This is a genomic window from Caballeronia sp. NK8, assembly GCF_018408855.1.
Classification (GTDB): domain Bacteria; phylum Pseudomonadota; class Gammaproteobacteria; order Burkholderiales; family Burkholderiaceae; genus Caballeronia.
This window is the reverse complement of the sequence record NZ_AP024322.1, coordinates 2,947,464-2,962,885: the sequence shown is the minus strand read 5'-3', so window position 1 is coordinate 2,962,885 and position 15,422 is coordinate 2,947,464. Positions and strand designations below refer to the sequence as shown.

Genomic DNA, 15,422 nt, shown 5'->3' with positions numbered 1-15,422 from the left:
ACGCAAACTATTTATTGTCGAGGCATTCTCTGCCCAGACAGCGAAATCTGCGCAATGAAACGCCAGTTTCGTCCGATCAATCAGGGCAAATCTTCGTCGAGCCCGCACGGCGCGCAAACGGCCATCGGCGAGTTGCCGATAATGCGCGTCAGCATGCCGATCAACAGCGCCAGCTCCGCAGGGCTGAAACCGTCCAGTTGTTCGTTGAGCACGGCGGCGCCGATCGCGGGCAGGCGCGCGGCGGCGTCGCGCCCTCGCACGGTCAGGCTCAGTTCGACCATCCTGCGGTCGGCCTCGCTGCGCGCCCGGCTCACGAAACCTTTCTTTTCGAGCCGGTCGAGCATGCGCGTCATCGAGCCGCTGTCATACGACATCTCGCGCGACAGTTCCAGCGGCGTGCGCGCGCGTCCCGACGCAAGCAGCAGGATCACGCCGATCTGCGGCGACGTGAGATCGAGCGGCTTGAGCGCCTGATCGGTTCGCATGACGAGCACGTTGCGCGCCTTGGCAAGGAAATAACCGAGGCTCGTTTCGAGTTGAATCGTGGCGGGATCGTAAAGCGGTTCGCTGTTCATGCGACATCGGTCAAACGGCTGTTGCGGGGTTGCGACACTGCGCCGCGCCCCCGTGAAGCCGATAATTGCGAAAAAGCAATCGGCAGTATCTTGAAAAGTAGTTGCATAGTCAATATTATTCTATGCACTGAGTTACGCGCGTGATGCGCAATTCGAGACCATGTTCTGATCGCCAGCCGTCGTTCTGCGACGCCCGAAGGACCTTCAAATGACCCGCTTTGTTCGCACCGCCCGCCGACGCTTCGGCCCCATCAGCAGCACGATCGCCAACGCTTCCCGTCACTTCGTCCCGCCGAAGCTGAGCTCGTGGAAACTCGCGTTGTATCTGATCGTATTCTTGCTGCCGGGCGGTTCGTTCGCGGTGCTCGGCATGGGATGGTTCGAGAACCGGCAACGGCGCAAGACGGCGGCTTCCGCGCCGAAGAAGGCCGCGTCGGCGCGGCCGTTGCTGCCCGCGCCCTGCTCCGCATGTCCCGGAAGCGGCGGCGCAAGCGGAGCGTAAGGCGCACAAGCGCTTCCCCGTAACGCGTCGTAACCGATTCCTGCCGCCGCGTAACACCCGCCTTACGGCGAACCCGTTACGCTAACGTCTGCCCGACAACGCTCGGCGCGCGCATCGAGCGCGCGCCGCGTTCCGTTACCATCTCGGCTGATCGCGTCCGTCGCTTCGAACGGAGCCGCGCCGACAGGAATTTCGACAAGCAGATGCCGTATCGCCCCGCCCTTCCCGCTTTCGCCGTCCCGCGCCGGCTGACCGCCACGGCGCTTGCCGCCACGCTCGCGATGTTCATCGCCGGCTGCGCGGTCGGGCCCGACTATCAGCGCCCCACGACGACGGTCCCGGCCAGTTACAAGGAAGCGCCCGAAGGCTGGAAGGTCGCGCAGCCCGCCGACCAGATCGACCGCGGCACCTGGTGGACCGTCTATAACGACGAACGCCTCAACGAGCTCGAAACGCGCGTGAATCAGGCGAACCAGAGCATCGCGCAGTTCGCGGCCGCGTATCGCCAGGCGCGCGCGCTCGTCGGCGAGGCGCGCGCGGCGTACTTCCCGACGATCGGCGCAGCGGCGTCGGCGTCGCGTTCCGGAACCGGCACGGGCAACCGGTCGACCAACAGTTCCAGCTTCGGCCAGCAGGGTTCCGTCAACAACCAGTTCAACCTTTCGCTCGACGCGAGCTGGGAACCGGACCTGTGGGGCAGCGTCTCGCGCACGGTCACCGCGCAGAAGGCCGGCCAGGAAGGCGCGGCCGCCGATCTCGCGAACGCGCGTCTGTCCGCGCAGGCCACGCTTGCGCAGAGCTATTTCCAGTTGCGCGCGCTCGATGCGCAACAAAAGCTCCTCGACGAAACCGTCGCGGCCTACGAGCAATCGCTCAAGCTCACGCAGAATCAGTACGCGCAGGGCATCGTCGCGCGCTCGGACGTGATTCAGGCGCAGACGCAATTGCAGTCCGCACAGGCGTCCGCCATCGACAACGGCGTCGCGCGCGCGCAATTCGAACATGCGATTGCGGTGCTCGTCGGCGAGCCGGCTTCCACGTTCTCGATACCGCCGATTCCGCTCGATGCGACGCCGCCCACGGTGCCCGTGCAAATGCCATCCGCGATTCTCGAGCGCCGCCCGGATATCGCCTCGGCCGAGCGCAAGGCAGCGGCGGCGAACGAGCAGATCGGCATTGAAATCGCCGCGTACTTCCCGACGCTCACGCTCTCCGCGCAGGGCGGCTTCGAAAGCTCGGTGCTGTCGCAGTTGCTGCGCGCGCCGTCGCGTTTCTGGACGCTCGGACCGGACATCGCAGCAACGATTTTCGACGGCGGCCTGCGTGCCGCTCGCACCGACGCCGCGCGTGCTGCTTACGACCAGAACGTCGCGACTTATCGGCAGACCGTGCTGACGGCGTTCCAGGACGTCGAGGACAATCTCGCGTCGTTGCGCATTCTGGAGCGGGAGATCGTCGTGCAGCAGCAGGCTGTCGAATCGGCGCAGCAGGCGCTCGCGATCATCAACAATCAGTACAAGGCGGGGACGGTTGCGTTCATCAACGTGCTGACCGCGCAGACCACCGCGTTCACCGCGCAGCAGAAGCTCGCGAATATCGCGGGGCAGCGGATGGTGTCGTCGGTGGGGCTGGTGAAGGCGCTCGGCGGCGGGTGGGATGTCGCGCAGATGGATCGCGAGACGGGTGCGGTGGAAGCGCCCGTCGCGGCTGCGTCTGGTGTGAGCGGGACGCAAACGGCCAATCGTTGACCGTCTGCGTTCCCTAACGCATGAAGGTCAGCGCAACCGTATCCGGATCAGTATGCCGGCCGAGCAGATTCAGCAACCCAGCGAGGTTTTCGCGCTGCTCCGGCGCGGCCGTCGCCGTACCCTGAAACCCCGTCGTACCCGGTGAAATCACGCCGTCGCCCTTGAGCATCAACGGCCCCTTGCTCGTCGACAGATCGATCGTCGCCGATGCGCCCTGCGCCTGCAGCGCGACACGATACGAACCGAGCGGCTTGACCCGCGACACCCGCGAAGCCATATCGTCGAGTGAGACGACCACTTGCCCGTAAGCGTTGCGGTTCAGCAAACGGAATTCGGTCCACGAGAGCCGCACGCTGCCATCGAAATCCAGCGTGTTGAACGGCGCGCCGAGGCCCGCAAGCAGCGTCGCCGGCACGGCAATCTGACCCGCCGTAATCGTCGCGCCACGCGTGGTGGCGTCCACGGTCACGGCGTCAGGCATCGCTTCGGTCTGGCGCATCGTCATGTGCACGCGTCCGGTGAACAACGGCAGGAACGATGTCGTCCATTCGATCCGCCCCGGCAACAACGTAGCGCCCGCGCCGTCGCTGCCTGCGGCGAGCATCAGTGTGGCCGAACCGTGCCACAGCGACCCCGCCGGATCGACCAGATTGACGTGGCCGCCCGTCGACTTCGAGAACTGCGGCACGATCCACGCGGCGGGCAGCATCACGAGCAGCGTGCCGGCGATCGATATCACCATCACGAAAAGCGCCGGCATCGCGAGCCGGATACGTCGCGTCCAGTAACTCATTTCGTGCCGGCCGGTTGCAGCGATGCCGTCAGATCCACCTGGCCATCCGGCTTCAACGCCGTGACGTGCGCCTCCGATATCTGCACCTTGAACTGCTTGCGCGCGTCGTCGAGCCACATCGTCCAGTTGGGGAACGACGCGTTCTTTAACTGAATCTGCACCGCCGCGCCGATCACCTGAACCTGTGTCGGCTGCATGCCGTTGTCCGCGAGGGACTTCGCGAGCGCATCGCGCAACGCGCCGCCCGTCGGCATCACGCCTTCGGTGGCGGGCGCGAGCGAACGCGCGTCGTTGGCCTGCGCGGTCATCGTCGCGAGCTGGCGCTGCATCGTCGGCAAGCTGTCGCGCAGCCGCGCGCGGCCTTCGTAAGCAGGCGCCCACAGCACGAGATACACGAGCACGAGCCCAAGCGCGAGGCCGCCCCACATGAGGAGCGTCTTCTCGCGCGGCGTGCGCGCTTCCCAGAATTCCGACAGTGAACGTCCGATTTCCGCTTTCATTGGGCGCTCCTGATGGTCCATTTGCCGGTGTTGCTATCGATCGAACCGTTCAGGCCATTGGCGGCGAGGCGCTTCGAAAGGTCGGGATCGACCTTGGTTTCCGGCTTGAAGGTCACTTCCAGATGACGATCGCGATAATCGAGTCCCGCGACGCCATTCACCGGCACCGGAGCGAGCGAGCGCGCGAGTCCGTCTGCCAGCGACAGGAAATCCGACGGCGAAAGCTCGCCCGACGCCACCCGCAGCCGATCGAGATTGCGCGCCATCTGATCGGGCGCGTCGAGCACGACGGTCGTCTTCGGGAACGCGTTGAGCAGCAGTTCGGTTTCCTGCGCGCTGATCGCGTCGCGCTGACGCGCAAGCTGCAGCCATTGCACGTTGATACCGATGATCGACACCACGATCGACGCCGCCACGAGCGCAATCGGCACGCGCAGGCGCCGCATCGTCGCGCGGTCGAGTCGCCACGGCTGCGCGGCGAATTCGAACTGGCACAGATCGAAGCGGCACGCGAGCGCATTGCGCGCGAGCGCTTCGAACGCGACCGGCAGCGCGCCCGCGACGGCCGCGGCGGCATTGCGCGACCCGGACAGGCGCGGCTCGTCGCCGGGCAGATCGGCTAGCGAATAGAGCGTCACCGGATGATCGCCCGCGAGCGCGGCAAGCGTCGCCTCGATCGATTCGGCGGGCAGCGCGAGACCTTCGCCGAGCGCCGCGCGTTCGCCGCGCGCAATCGCGATCTCGATGCGCGGCGCGGCGAGCGAAGCAGGCGACGGCGCGGCCAGCTCGCCGATCAGCGCCGGCGCGGTCGATACGACATGACCGAGCAGGCCCGCGACGAACGGCGTCGGCAGCACTGCCGTTTCCTCGCCTTCGACGCTCGCTGCCGGAACCGGAGCCGGCAGGCAGCGCATCGCGGGCACCGCCTTCACGTTGCGATGCCCCGCGCCCGAAAACGCGCCCACCACGAAACGGAACCAGCCGCGATCGATCACGGCGACCACGCGCTTGCCATCGGCGAGCTCGACCGGATCGACGGCGACGTGGCACGTCTGCGGGTCCTGGATCAGCTGATCCTCGACGACGTTCGGCAGCGCCTGCCGCAAGCGCGGCCCCTTGAGCGGCGGCACGGCGGCGGCGAGCAACAGCGTGTCGCGCGCGGCGACGATCAGCACCGTCGCGCTCGCGCGCGGCAGCAGCCCGAGCGCCGCGCGGCCGATGCGTTGCGGCTCGCCGCGCTTGTCGAGCAGCAGAAACGGCAGATCCGGCAGATGCCACTCTTCCGAGCGCACCGCGGGATCGCGCGGCGGTAATAGAACGATCAGTGTGCTCAAAGGCCACTTCCTCTCATCAATGACAACGGCGCGTCTTCACAGCGAGTCGCGTGTGTAGACGATGCGCGTCGTATGCGTCGTCGGATCGCGATACACGAGCGTCGTGCGTTCTAGTTGCGCGCGTTCGTGCTCGACGCGCCCGTGGATCACGAAATACTTCGTGGTGACGTCCATTTCGCTCGGATCGGTCGACACGGTCTTGACGCCCGCGCCGGTCAGCGCGAGCTGCACGTTGCCGATATCGTGAAAAAACACCGTCTCGCGGCGCGCGACGAACGCCTGCGCCTGCGACAGATTCATGCCGGGCACCACGGCCGCGATCACTTCGGCGGGCGCGGTGTTCATATTTACGGCGGCCGTCGTCGGCAGCACGGTGACGAACGGCCTGAGCTTCGCGACCGCTTCCGCCGAAAAGCCCGGCACGTCGAGCAGCGAATCGACGCTGATCATCTGCAAGGGCGCGACGGGCGCGTTGTTGTCGGCGTCCTTCAGGCCGGGATCGTCGGTGAAGTTGCCGCCGCCCGTGCCGCCTTGCGCGAGCGCCGCGATCGTCGCTTCCGTGCTCGTGCCGGTGGCCGAAGTCGCGCTGTTGCCGGTCTGCGTCTGGAAACGCGTCGCGGAGCGCGCAAGGCCCGCGCGCATCTGCAGCGCCACGGTTTTCGCGAGCGAGCCGTTGATGCCGAGCATCGCGAGCAGCCGCTGGAACGCCTGAATCTGCGCGACGTTGATCGTCAGCACGCCGGGCGTCGGCGTCGAAACGAGGTTGCGCAGATTGAACTTCGCCTGCGCGTCCTCGATCGAGCCGGACAGATACGTGGACGCGCCCTGTTGCGCGCGCACTTCGCCGATCTGCCCGAGAAAGTCCGACAGCTTCGTTTTCGCGATCGGCACGCCCCACACGCCGCCGAGGTACGTGACCGTCGGCGAGGTATCGGCTTCCGAGCGCAGGATGAGACGCGTCCAGTCGAGCGCGCTGCGTGAAATCCATTGCGCCTGTGCGAGCAGCCGCTGATTCTCGATGCGACGAATCTGCACCTGCTGGCGCCACAGCATGCCCGACACGAGAATCGCCGCCAGCGATACGACCAAGAGCGCGCTGATGATCGCAACGCCGCGCTGCTTTTTCCGGTTCATCGCGCGCATGCTCATTCTCCGACCAGAAACACGCGCGTGAGCGGCGTCGCCAGCGTGCGCGCGCCGACCGCGACCTGAACACCCGACACCGCGCGCGCCAGCGGCGCGTTGCCCAGTTGCGGCACTTTCAGGTTGTTGTCGTTCTGGTTGATCTGCGAGAACACGTCGGTCATTCTCGTCGTCCAGCCTTTTTCCGGGATGTAGACGCGCGTCGCGAGCGAGGCCACGCCGCCCATCAAGGGAATCGAACTCCAGCCGTCCGCCGTATCGGCCGACGACAACGCGCGCCGCACTTCGCCGACGTTCTCGAGCGGCGGCGACGCATAGCGCACGATCCGGCTGTTCGAGAGCCGGTAGCGCACCACCTGCAGGCGCGGCGCCGTGCCCGGCGCGAACACGCCACGCACGATCTGCAACGAGCCGTTGCCGATCTGCACGGCGGGCTGGCCCGCTTCGTCGTCGGTGGCGGCCTGACGCGCGTCGATGCGCATCTGGTCGAACAATTGCGCGACGATGCGTTCGTCCTGCATCGCGTTCTCGATGGTCGCGCGGCCGCGGATCACGGAATCGAGCCCGCGCCACGACAACACCGCGAGCACCGCGAGAATCGCGATCGCGATCAGCATTTCGAGCAGCGTGAAGCCGCGCTCAGAGTGAGCGGTTCGTTTCATTCGCCACCACCGTGACCAGTTGCGCCAGATAACCGGAGCGGCCCGGCGTCGCGACGAACATCTCGACGCGCCGGAAAATCGGATTGGGCGTCTGGCTCACGCGCTGCGTGCAGGTGAGTTTCAGATTGCCCTGCGAGCAGTCGAAGCTGCGCGAGCCGATCGCCGGAAACTGATGCGAAAGCCTTAGCTGCGCGAGTTCGTTGTCCGCGCTCCAGCCCGCGAGCAGCCGCCGGTGCAGGTCCGCCTCGCCCGTCGCGAGCGAGCCGACCGCGCGCACCGACGCGGCCAGCGCCACCGCGATGATCGCCAGCGCGACGAGCACTTCGATCATCGTGAAACCGCGCTGATGTCGACGAGCCTTACGCATCATCGCACCTGAAAACGGCCGCTGCCGCTGCCGACGATCGTCACGCGGCCCGCCGGCGAAATCAGCGTGATTTCCATCGGCGCGTCGATGGCTTCGGTGCCGAACACGAGCCGGTTCACCGACTTGTCCGAATCGAGGAAATTGATCGTCACGCCGGTCACGCCGCCTTCCCAGCGGCGCGGGCGCAGCAGATCGTCGCGCAGCGGGCGCCAGCCGTCTTCCGTGCGGATGTCGAAGCGAAAGCCGCCGTCGAGCGGCTGCCACGCGATCGGCCGCGCGCGCACCTGCGCTTCGTCGCCCGCCGATTCGAACAGCAGCGCGAGACGCTGCGCTTCCTCGTTGAGATCGGTGCGCGGGTTGCGCGTCAGTTGCAGCGACGCGAGCGACACCAGCAGCCCCGCGATCACCAGCACGACGAGCATTTCGAGCAGCGTGAAGCCGGCCTGACGACGCGCCGGCGAATGCCCGTTCACGATGTCTTGCGCCGACGGCTTATTGCCACGACCCGACGTCGGCGTCATTGCCTTCGCCGCCCGCCTTGTTGTCCGCGCCGTAGCTGAACACGTCGACTTCGCCGTGCACGCCCGGATTCAGATACTGATACTGGCCGCCCCACGGATCGTTCGGCAGGCGCTCCAGATAGCCGCCGTCCTTCCAGTTGTTCGGCACCGGCTCGGTCGACGGCTTTTCGATCAGCGCGCGCAAGCCTTGCTCCTGAGTGGGATAACGGCCGTTATCGAGGCGATAGAGCTTCATCGCCTGCATGATGGTGCCGATGTCCTGCTTGGCAGCGACGCGGCGCGCCTCGTCCGGGCGGCTCATGATCTTCGGCACGATCAGCGCGGCGAGAATGCCGAGAATCGCGATCACGACCATGATTTCGATCAGCGTGAAACCGCGCTGGCGACGCCCTTGCGCCTGAGCCTGTTGAATTCGCATGCGGCGTTGTGTCCACATTTGCATGACTGCTACCTCTTGAATTGAAAATATCGTTTCCGGGCCTCATGCCCGGTGATGATTGAAAAAATCGCGCGGCTTCCGGTCCTGCCGAAGCCGCCGCACATTCTATCGATCCGCTTTCGTCGCGTGATTCGGATTCACGCGAGGCATCGCGTCGCGCTCAGCGCACCCAGATCGTCGGGCCGGGCGGATTCTGCGGCAGGAAGATCTCCGACTTCACGCCGTTGCGATCGATGATGATCGAGCGCGCGCGCACTTCCGAGAGCTTCACGCCCTGTGTGAGCGGCCCGCCCAGCGACACGGCCTTCGCCGCCTCGCCGCCGTAGCTCACGATGGCCGCAGCTCCCCCCTGCAACGCGAGAATGCCGAACAGATGCACGTCCGAGTTGGCCTGACGCTCCAGCCGCCCGCCGAAGATGGTCGCGGCCTGCTCGACCGACGGCGCGCGCGTCGCCGCCGCGGCGGGCAGCGGCGCGGTCTGCCGCGAGGTCAGCGTGACGACCCAGTACGTCAACGTCACGCAAAAGAGCGCGAGCGCGGCGAGCGTGAGCAAACGAGTTTGAAGGGCGTTCATCACTGCACCAGATTATTCAGTTCGATGATCGGCAACATCACCGCGAGCACGATCACCAGTACGACGCCGCCCATCGCGAGAATCAGCAACGGTTCGAGCAGGCTCGTCAGGAACATCGTGCGGCGTTCGAGCTCGCGCGCTTCGCCTTCGGAGGCGCGGTCGAGCATCGTGGTGACATCGCCGGTCGCTTCGCCCGAGCGGATCAGATGGACCAGCACGGGCGGAAACGTCTTTGTGTTGCCGAGCGCGCGCGACAGCGACGAGCCCTCACGCACCCGGATGATGGCGTCGTCGACGTTCTCGCGCATCGCCGTGTTGCTGAGCGTTTCGCCGGCCGCCTGCAGCGCGCGCAGGATCGGCACGCCGGCGGCGGTGAGGATCGCGAGCGTGCTGGCGAAGCGCACCGTGTTATAGCCGCGCACCAACTTGCCGATGAGCGGCGCGCCGAGCAGCCAGCGGTCGAACGACATGCGCGGCCCGGGCCGCGAGAGAATGCGTTTCACGAGCCACGCGAAGATCACGACGCCGATCAGCATCGTCCACCAGTAACTCCGCACGAAGGCGGAGAGCGCCATCATCATGACGGTGAGGAAAGGCAGCTGCTGCTTCGTGCTCGCGAACACGTTCACGACCTGCGGCACGACATAGCTCAACAGGAACGTGACAATGCCGAACGCGATGAGCGTGACGATGCCCGGATAGGTGAACGCCAGAATGATCTTCTGCTTGAGCGCGTTGCGCTGCTCGATGTAGTCGGCGAGCCGCGACAGCACGAGTCCGAGCTTGCCGGTGTGCTCGCCCGCCGCGACGAGCGCGCGATAGATTTCCGGAAAGTCCTTCGGATGCTGCGCGAGCGCGTTGGCGAACGAATGGCCGCCGAGCACTTCGGCGCGGATCGCGGCCATCAGTTCGCGGATGTAATCGCGCTCCGACTGCTCGGTCAGCACCGCGAGCGTTTCGCCGAGCGGCAGGCCCGCGATCAGGAGACTCGCGAGCTGGCGCGTGAGAATCGCCTGCTCGCGCTGCGACAGACGCCGCCCGAGCGACAGCCGTTGCTGACGCTCGCCGCGCGTGCGCGAGCCCGCCGCCTCGACGATGAGCGGCGTCAGCCCCTGCGTGCGCAACTGGCTGCGCGCGGCGCGCGCGCTGTCGGCATCGAGTACGCCTTTTTGCGTCTTGCCCGCGTGATCGATCGCTTCGAAACGAAAAGCCGGCATACGTTATTCCCCGCCCGTCACGCGCAGCACTTCTTCCAGCGACGTCACGCCCGCGGCGAGCCAGCGGTCGCCGTCGTCGCGCAGCGTACGCATGCCCTGCTTGCGGCCCGCGTCGAGAATCTCCGCGTCCGCCGCGTTGCGGTGAATCAGCGGGCGAATGATGTCGTCGATCAGCAGCAGTTCATAGACGCCGCGACGGCCGACATAGCCCGACTGGCCGCATCGCTCGCAGCCGACCGGATGGTAACGCTTGGTGCCGTCGTCTTCGGTGCGCTCTTCCTTGCACACCGGGCACAGTTGCCGCACGAGCCGCTGCGCCAGCACGCCGAGCAGCGACGACGCCAGCAGATACGGTTCGACGCCCATGTCGGTGAGACGCGTGACGGCGGACGCGGCATCGTTCGTGTGCAGCGTCGCGAGCACCAGGTGGCCCGTGAGCGAAGCCTGCACCGCGATCTGCGCGGTTTCGAGATCGCGGATTTCACCGATCATGATGATGTCCGGATCCTGACGAAGAATCGAACGCAGCGCGCGCGCGAAGGTCATGCCGATGCGCTCGTTCACCTGCGTCTGGCCGATGCCCGACAGATCGTATTCGATCGGATCTTCCACCGTCATGATGTTGGTGGTGGTGGTCTCCAGCCGCGACATCGCCGCGTACAGCGTGGTCGTCTTGCCGGAACCGGTCGGCCCGGTCACGAGCACGATGCCGTGCGGGCGGCCGATCAGCTTGTCGAAGTTGACGAGCGTGTCGCGCGCCATGCCGAGCCTTTCGAGATTCAGGCGCTGCGCATCCTTTTCCAGCAGACGCAGCACCGCGCGCTCGCCGTGGCCCGTCGGCAGCGTGGACACACGCACGTCGACCGGACGTCCGCCCACGCGCAGCGTGATGCGGCCGTCCTGCGGCAAACGCTTTTCGGCGATATCGAGCTGCGCCATGATCTTGATACGCGAGATCAGCGCGCCGTGCAGCGCCTTCTTCGGGCGCACGACATCGCGCAGCGTGCCATCGACGCGAAAGCGCACGACCGACGCGTTCTCGAACGGCTCGATATGAATATCCGACGCCTGTTCGCGCGCCGCCTGCGTGAGCAGCGCATTGATCATGCGGATGATCGGCGCGTCGTCCTCGGATTCGAGCAGGTCCTCGACTTCCGGGATGTCCTGCATCAGGCGCGACAGATCGACTTCACCTTCCACTTCGCCGACCACTTGCGCCGCGCTGCCGTCGTTGCGCGCGTACGCCGAGTTGATCGCAGCGGCGAGTTCGTCGGCGGGCTTGCGCACGATCGACAGCGCGCCGAAATTGCGCGCGACTTCGGCAAGCGCCGCGTCGGTGGTGCGCTCGCTGATCCACACTTCGATGCCGTCCGCGTGCTGATGCGCGAGCAGGATCTGCCCAGTGCGCGCGAAGCCGTAGGGCACGAGCCGGGCCGCCAGCGGCGACGCCGCGCTGTTCGCGCTCTCGGCTGCATCGTTGACCGTGGTCACGGCCGCACTCCTTGTTGGCTGTTCGTCGCCGCGTTGCCCGGCAGCGCGTTGGTCGCGCCGTTGGACGGCATGGTGTTCGTCGCGCCGTTCGCGGGCGCCGGATAGGTCGCGCCGTTCGCGGGCGCCGGATAGATCGCGCCGTTCGCGGGCGGCGGATAGGGCGCGCCGTTCGCGGGCGGCGGATAGGGCGCGCCGTTCGGCGGCGCCTGGCCTGCGTCCGGATTCTGCGGCAGCGTCGTGCTCGGGCCGGGGCCGCGCGTCGTGTTGCTCCAGTCCAGCAGATTCTGCGCGGGCGCGCCGCCGCCCTCGCTCGGACCGAGCGGCTTCGGCGGCATCACCGGTACATTCTGATCCTTGATGAGACGGTTGTCCGTCGTCGAGCCATATTGCTGCTGACGCAGGTAGTCGTAGCGCGTATTGGCGATCTGCGTGGACGTGGCCTGATCGCGCACGATCACCGGGCGCAGGAACACCATCAGGTTGGTCTTCGTGCGCGTCTTGCTCTCGCTTCTGAACAGGCTGCCGATGAAGGGGATGTCGCCGAGCAGCGGAATCTTGCTGTTGTTGTTGTTGTACTGATCCTGCATCAAGCCGCCGAGCACGACGATTTCGCCGTCGTCCGCGAGGATGGTCGACTGCACCGAACGCGTGTTGATCGTCACGCCGCCCGGATCGGTCTTCGTGGTTTGATCGACGCTCGAATCTTCCTGATAGATCTGCATCTTGAGCACGCCGCCGTCGGTGATCTGCGGCTTCACGTGCAGCGTCACGCCGACATCGCGGCGGTCGAACGTGTTGAACGCGGTGACCGAGGTCGCGGCGTTGGCGGTCGGCGTCGCGTAGGAACCTGTCACGACCGGCACGTTCTGGCCGACCACGATCTTCGCTTCCTCGTTGTCGAGCGTGATCAGGTTAGGCGTCGAGAGAATATTCGCATCCGCCGATGTCGACAGCGCCTGCAACAGGCCGCCGAGCCCGAACAGATTGCCGAAGCGGTGCAGCAGACCGATGTTCAGGCCTTGCGCGAGCAGACCGCTGGTCGAGGTGATCGCCGACGGATTCTGCGCGATCGCGTTGCCCTGCAAGGTCAGATCGACGATGTTCGTGTTGCCGCTGCCGAAGCTCGTGCTGCCGTACGCCGCGTTATTGCCGCCGTTCGACAGCAACAGCCCCTGCCACTGGATGCCGAGGTTCGCGCCGGTCGTCGCGGAAAGCTCCACGATCAGCGCCTCGATGTAGACCTGTGCGCGGCGCGCGTCGAGCTGGTCGATCACGGAGCGCAGGTTGCGGTAGACCGGATCGGCCGCGGTGATGATCAGCGAGTTGGTCGCGGAATCGGCCTGGATCATGCCGCCGCCCTGGTCGTTGCCGGACTCGTTGTCCTTGTTCGACGAAAAGCTCGAATCGCGATTGCCCGAGCCGCCCGTCATCGGATTGTTGCTGGTGCCCGAACTGCCGCCGAGACCGCCAGGCAGCGGCGGCATGCCCGACTGACCGGTGGACGTCGACGAATTGCTGAGGCCGCCGCCGCTCTGGCCGAACGTATTCGAGTTCGAACCCGAGGTGTTGTCCGAGCTGTTGTTGCCCTTGCCGAGCATGGCGCGCAGCGTCTTGGCGAGGCGCGTCGCGTCGGCGTTGCGCAGCGGCACGACGTGCATGTTGCCGGGCTGCGTCGTGGGTGCGTCGAGCTTCTGCGCCAGTTGCTTCGCCGCGGCGAGGCGCGAGCTGCTGGATGCGCGGAACATCAGCGAGTTGGTGCGCGCATCGGGCGTGACGGTGACCTTCAGCGTCGCATCGGTGCTGCCGATGGCGCCGGGATCGAGCAGCTTGTTCATCTGCTCGGCCACGTCGATCGCGTTGGCGTTCTTCAGCGTGACGATGTCGACCGAGCGGCCCGCGGCAGTATCCACGCCCGCGATGATGCCCGCGATGCGGCGCACGTTGTCCGCGTAATCGGTGACGACGAGCGTGTTGTTCGCCGGATAGGCAGCGATCGTGTTGTTCGGCGAGATCAGCGGGCGCAGCACCGGCAGAAGATTGTTCGCCGATTCGTTATGCAACTGAAAGACCTGCGTGATCACCTGATCGCCGCGCGCGGCCGGCGCGTTGCCGACGTAGGTCGGCACGCCCTGGAGCTTGGCGTCGGCTTCGGGCACGACCTTCAGCACGCCGTGATCCTGCACCAGCGCGAAGCCCTGCATGCGCAGCGACGACTGGAGCGTCTTCAGCGCCTGATCCTCGGGAACCGAGTTCTCCGAGACGAGGTTGAGCTGCCCCTTGACGCGGGGATCGACGATGATCGTTTTGCCGGTGGCGGCGCCGATCGCTTTCGCGACCTGGTCGATGTCCGCGTTGACGAAATTCAACGTCACTTGCGCCTGAGCGGCTTGCGCGACGATAAGTCCCGCCGCCAGCAGTGCCGTCGCCGTGCGACGCAGTGCCATAGGTTGTCTTCTCATGGATGTGATGTCAGAGCCGGTGTTTCATGAGCCGGCTGAGGCGGCAGTTCGTCAGCCGAACGCGCCGCCAACCGCGGCAGGACAGGCAGACCCGGCCACCGCGATCATTTTAAAAAATATGACGATAACAGTTTCATGTAACGGAATTGTGCCAATTCATGTGGCACCAGGTCGCTCTTCCGCTGCTCGTGCGATTACCCGCTCCAGCGCTCTCAAGCTTTCGAATAACTTGCCGATAGACCGTATCTGGGCTGTTCCAGAGTTGGGCCGATGCACGCGGGAGCCGAATTGTAACCCGTCCAGAAGTCTTATTATTCATACATTTAGAACAAGTCCGATGGATCTGCCGGTGCGCTCGCGCGCAAGCGGTTTCTCGGTCGTTGCCATGGACGTATGTCTGATAGCCAACTTTTGGCTCGAATCATCAGCCGGTATGATACGGTCGGTTCCGCATTCCGGGCGGTTGCAGAAAGGGCGGGTTTTCCCCATGCCACCCGGCCGCGGGCGTTGATTTGTTGGCGGTGGCGCCAAGGCGCCGCGACGGCGGCATGACGTTCCGCGCGTGCGGATGGAGTAGAAAGAAGATGAAGAGAATCGTGCGACTATTTGCGATATGCGGGCCGCTGCTGGCGGCCGCCTCCGCACACGCAGACTGCTTCGACGAAGCGGCGAAATATCAGAAGGTCAATCCGCTCATCCTGCGCGCGATCGCGTGGCAGGAATCGCACAACAAGCCCGACGCCATCAACAAGAACGCCAACGGCTCGACCGACTACGGGCTGATGCAGATCAACTCGATCCATCTCAATACCCTGGCGCAGTACGGCATCTCGAGCGGCACGCTGATGGAACCGTGCAAGAGCGTGTATGTCGCCGCATGGCATCTGCGCCAGAAAATGAACAAGTATGGCAATTCGTGGCAGGCGGTCGGTGCTTACCATTCCGAAACACCGGCGCTGCGCGACAAGTATTCGGCACAGATCATCGAGATCCTGCGCCGCTGGAAGCTGGTTCAGGCCACCCACTGACGCAGCGGCGCACCCCTCGCGCGCGCCACGGCCCGTGCGCATTTGATGCAAAATCCCCTATTCGATCGC

General features: G+C 65.6%; 16 protein-coding genes. 3 read left to right on the top strand and 13 right to left on the bottom strand.

Annotated elements, in window-relative coordinates; genetic code table 11:
• Window positions 1–80 precede the first annotated feature (80 nt).
• Window positions 81–575, bottom strand: coding sequence for a MarR family winged helix-turn-helix transcriptional regulator (locus NK8_RS14160; RefSeq protein WP_213226699.1), 495 nt, complete (start codon window positions 573–575; stop codon window positions 81–83).
• Window positions 576–783: 208 nt separating this feature from the next.
• Between NK8_RS14160 and NK8_RS14155 the strand changes: the two genes are divergently transcribed.
• Both NK8_RS14155 and NK8_RS14150 read left to right on the top strand, forming a co-directional pair.
• On the top strand, window positions 784–1,077 hold the full coding sequence (locus tag NK8_RS14155) for a hypothetical protein (RefSeq protein ID WP_213226698.1): 294 nt from the start codon (window positions 784–786) through the stop codon (window positions 1,075–1,077).
• A gap of 203 nt (window positions 1,078–1,280) precedes the next feature.
• Window positions 1,281–2,825: an efflux transporter outer membrane subunit gene (locus NK8_RS14150; protein WP_213226697.1), complete on the top strand. Its 1,545-nt coding sequence runs from the start codon at window positions 1,281–1,283 to the stop codon at window positions 2,823–2,825.
• A 13-nt stretch (window positions 2,826–2,838) separates the two neighbouring features.
• Here NK8_RS14150 and NK8_RS14145 read toward each other — a convergent pair whose 3' ends face one another.
• From NK8_RS14145 to gspD, 12 genes are all read right to left on the bottom strand, one after another.
• Window positions 2,839–3,618: a type II secretion system protein N gene (locus NK8_RS14145; RefSeq protein ID WP_213226696.1), complete on the bottom strand. Its 780-nt coding sequence runs from the start codon at window positions 3,616–3,618 to the stop codon at window positions 2,839–2,841.
• On the bottom strand, window positions 3,615–4,118 hold the full coding sequence (gene gspM, locus NK8_RS14140) for a type II secretion system protein GspM (RefSeq protein WP_213226695.1): 504 nt from the start codon (window positions 4,116–4,118) through the stop codon (window positions 3,615–3,617). Before gspM ends, NK8_RS14145 begins: the two co-directional genes overlap by 4 nt.
• Window positions 4,115–5,452 (bottom strand): type II secretion system protein GspL, encoded by a 1,338-nt coding sequence (gene gspL, locus NK8_RS14135; protein ID WP_213226694.1) that lies wholly within the window; start codon window positions 5,450–5,452, stop codon window positions 4,115–4,117. Before gspL ends, gspM begins: the two co-directional genes overlap by 4 nt.
• Before the next feature lie 36 nt (window positions 5,453–5,488).
• Window positions 5,489–6,601 (bottom strand): type II secretion system minor pseudopilin GspK, encoded by a 1,113-nt coding sequence (gene gspK, locus NK8_RS14130; protein WP_162066660.1) that lies wholly within the window; start codon window positions 6,599–6,601, stop codon window positions 5,489–5,491.
• On the bottom strand, window positions 6,598–7,257 hold the full coding sequence (locus NK8_RS14125) for a type II secretion system protein J (protein WP_213226693.1): 660 nt from the start codon (window positions 7,255–7,257) through the stop codon (window positions 6,598–6,600). Before NK8_RS14125 ends, gspK begins: the two co-directional genes overlap by 4 nt.
• Window positions 7,235–7,624, bottom strand: coding sequence for a type II secretion system minor pseudopilin GspI (gene gspI, locus NK8_RS14120; protein WP_162066884.1), 390 nt, complete (start codon window positions 7,622–7,624; stop codon window positions 7,235–7,237). The genes NK8_RS14125 and gspI overlap by 23 nt, the downstream gene beginning before the upstream one ends.
• A complete protein-coding gene (locus NK8_RS14115) occupies window positions 7,624–8,145 on the bottom strand; it encodes a GspH/FimT family pseudopilin (protein ID WP_225936174.1) in 522 nt (173 codons plus the stop codon). The genes gspI and NK8_RS14115 overlap by 1 nt, the downstream gene beginning before the upstream one ends.
• Window positions 8,117–8,563, bottom strand: coding sequence for a type II secretion system major pseudopilin GspG (gene gspG / locus NK8_RS14110; protein WP_174258015.1), 447 nt, complete (start codon window positions 8,561–8,563; stop codon window positions 8,117–8,119). Before gspG ends, NK8_RS14115 begins: the two co-directional genes overlap by 29 nt.
• A gap of 181 nt (window positions 8,564–8,744) precedes the next feature.
• On the bottom strand, window positions 8,745–9,158 hold the full coding sequence (locus NK8_RS14105) for a hypothetical protein (protein WP_061174104.1): 414 nt from the start codon (window positions 9,156–9,158) through the stop codon (window positions 8,745–8,747).
• Window positions 9,158–10,375 (bottom strand): type II secretion system inner membrane protein GspF, encoded by a 1,218-nt coding sequence (gene gspF, locus NK8_RS14100; protein WP_162066657.1) that lies wholly within the window; start codon window positions 10,373–10,375, stop codon window positions 9,158–9,160. Before gspF ends, NK8_RS14105 begins: the two co-directional genes overlap by 1 nt.
• A 3-nt stretch (window positions 10,376–10,378) precedes the next feature.
• Complete coding sequence (gspE, locus tag NK8_RS14095; protein WP_162066656.1) at window positions 10,379–11,866, bottom strand: type II secretion system ATPase GspE; 1,488 nt, start codon at window positions 11,864–11,866, stop codon at window positions 10,379–10,381.
• The gene (gspD, locus tag NK8_RS14090) at window positions 11,863–14,310 is read right to left on the bottom strand and encodes a type II secretion system secretin GspD (RefSeq protein WP_213226692.1); all 2,448 of its coding nucleotides are present in this window, start codon (window positions 14,308–14,310) and stop codon (window positions 11,863–11,865) included. The genes gspE and gspD overlap by 4 nt, the downstream gene beginning before the upstream one ends.
• Before the next feature lie 599 nt (window positions 14,311–14,909).
• On the opposite strand from gspD, the gene NK8_RS14085 reads away from it, so the two are divergent.
• On the top strand, window positions 14,910–15,353 hold the full coding sequence (locus NK8_RS14085) for a lytic transglycosylase domain-containing protein (RefSeq protein ID WP_213226691.1): 444 nt from the start codon (window positions 14,910–14,912) through the stop codon (window positions 15,351–15,353).
• The last annotated feature ends 69 nt before the right edge of the window (window positions 15,354–15,422 follow it).

Coding starts and splice junctions, on each gene's coding strand:
- NK8_RS14160 (WP_213226699.1), bottom strand. CDS start 575: ATGAACAGCGAACCGCTTTACGATCCCGCCACGATTCAACTCGAAACG.
- NK8_RS14155 (WP_213226698.1), top strand. CDS start 784: ATGACCCGCTTTGTTCGCACCGCCCGCCGACGCTTCGGCCCCATCAGC.
- NK8_RS14150 (WP_213226697.1), top strand. CDS start 1,281: ATGCCGTATCGCCCCGCCCTTCCCGCTTTCGCCGTCCCGCGCCGGCTG.
- NK8_RS14145 (WP_213226696.1), bottom strand. CDS start 3,618: ATGAGTTACTGGACGCGACGTATCCGGCTCGCGATGCCGGCGCTTTTC.
- gspM (WP_213226695.1), bottom strand. CDS start 4,118: ATGAAAGCGGAAATCGGACGTTCACTGTCGGAATTCTGGGAAGCGCGC.
- gspK (WP_162066660.1), bottom strand. CDS start 6,601: ATGAGCATGCGCGCGATGAACCGGAAAAAGCAGCGCGGCGTTGCGATC.
- NK8_RS14125 (WP_213226693.1), bottom strand. CDS start 7,257: ATGAAACGAACCGCTCACTCTGAGCGCGGCTTCACGCTGCTCGAAATG.
- gspI (WP_162066884.1), bottom strand. CDS start 7,624: ATGCGTAAGGCTCGTCGACATCAGCGCGGTTTCACGATGATCGAAGTG.
- NK8_RS14115 (WP_225936174.1), bottom strand. CDS start 8,145: ATGACGCCGACGTCGGGTCGTGGCAATAAGCCGTCGGCGCAAGACATC.
- gspG (WP_174258015.1), bottom strand. CDS start 8,563: ATGCGAATTCAACAGGCTCAGGCGCAAGGGCGTCGCCAGCGCGGTTTC.
- NK8_RS14105 (WP_061174104.1), bottom strand. CDS start 9,158: ATGAACGCCCTTCAAACTCGTTTGCTCACGCTCGCCGCGCTCGCGCTC.
- gspF (WP_162066657.1), bottom strand. CDS start 10,375: ATGCCGGCTTTTCGTTTCGAAGCGATCGATCACGCGGGCAAGACGCAA.
- gspD (WP_213226692.1), bottom strand. CDS start 14,310: ATGGCACTGCGTCGCACGGCGACGGCACTGCTGGCGGCGGGACTTATC.
- NK8_RS14085 (WP_213226691.1), top strand. CDS start 14,910: ATGAAGAGAATCGTGCGACTATTTGCGATATGCGGGCCGCTGCTGGCG.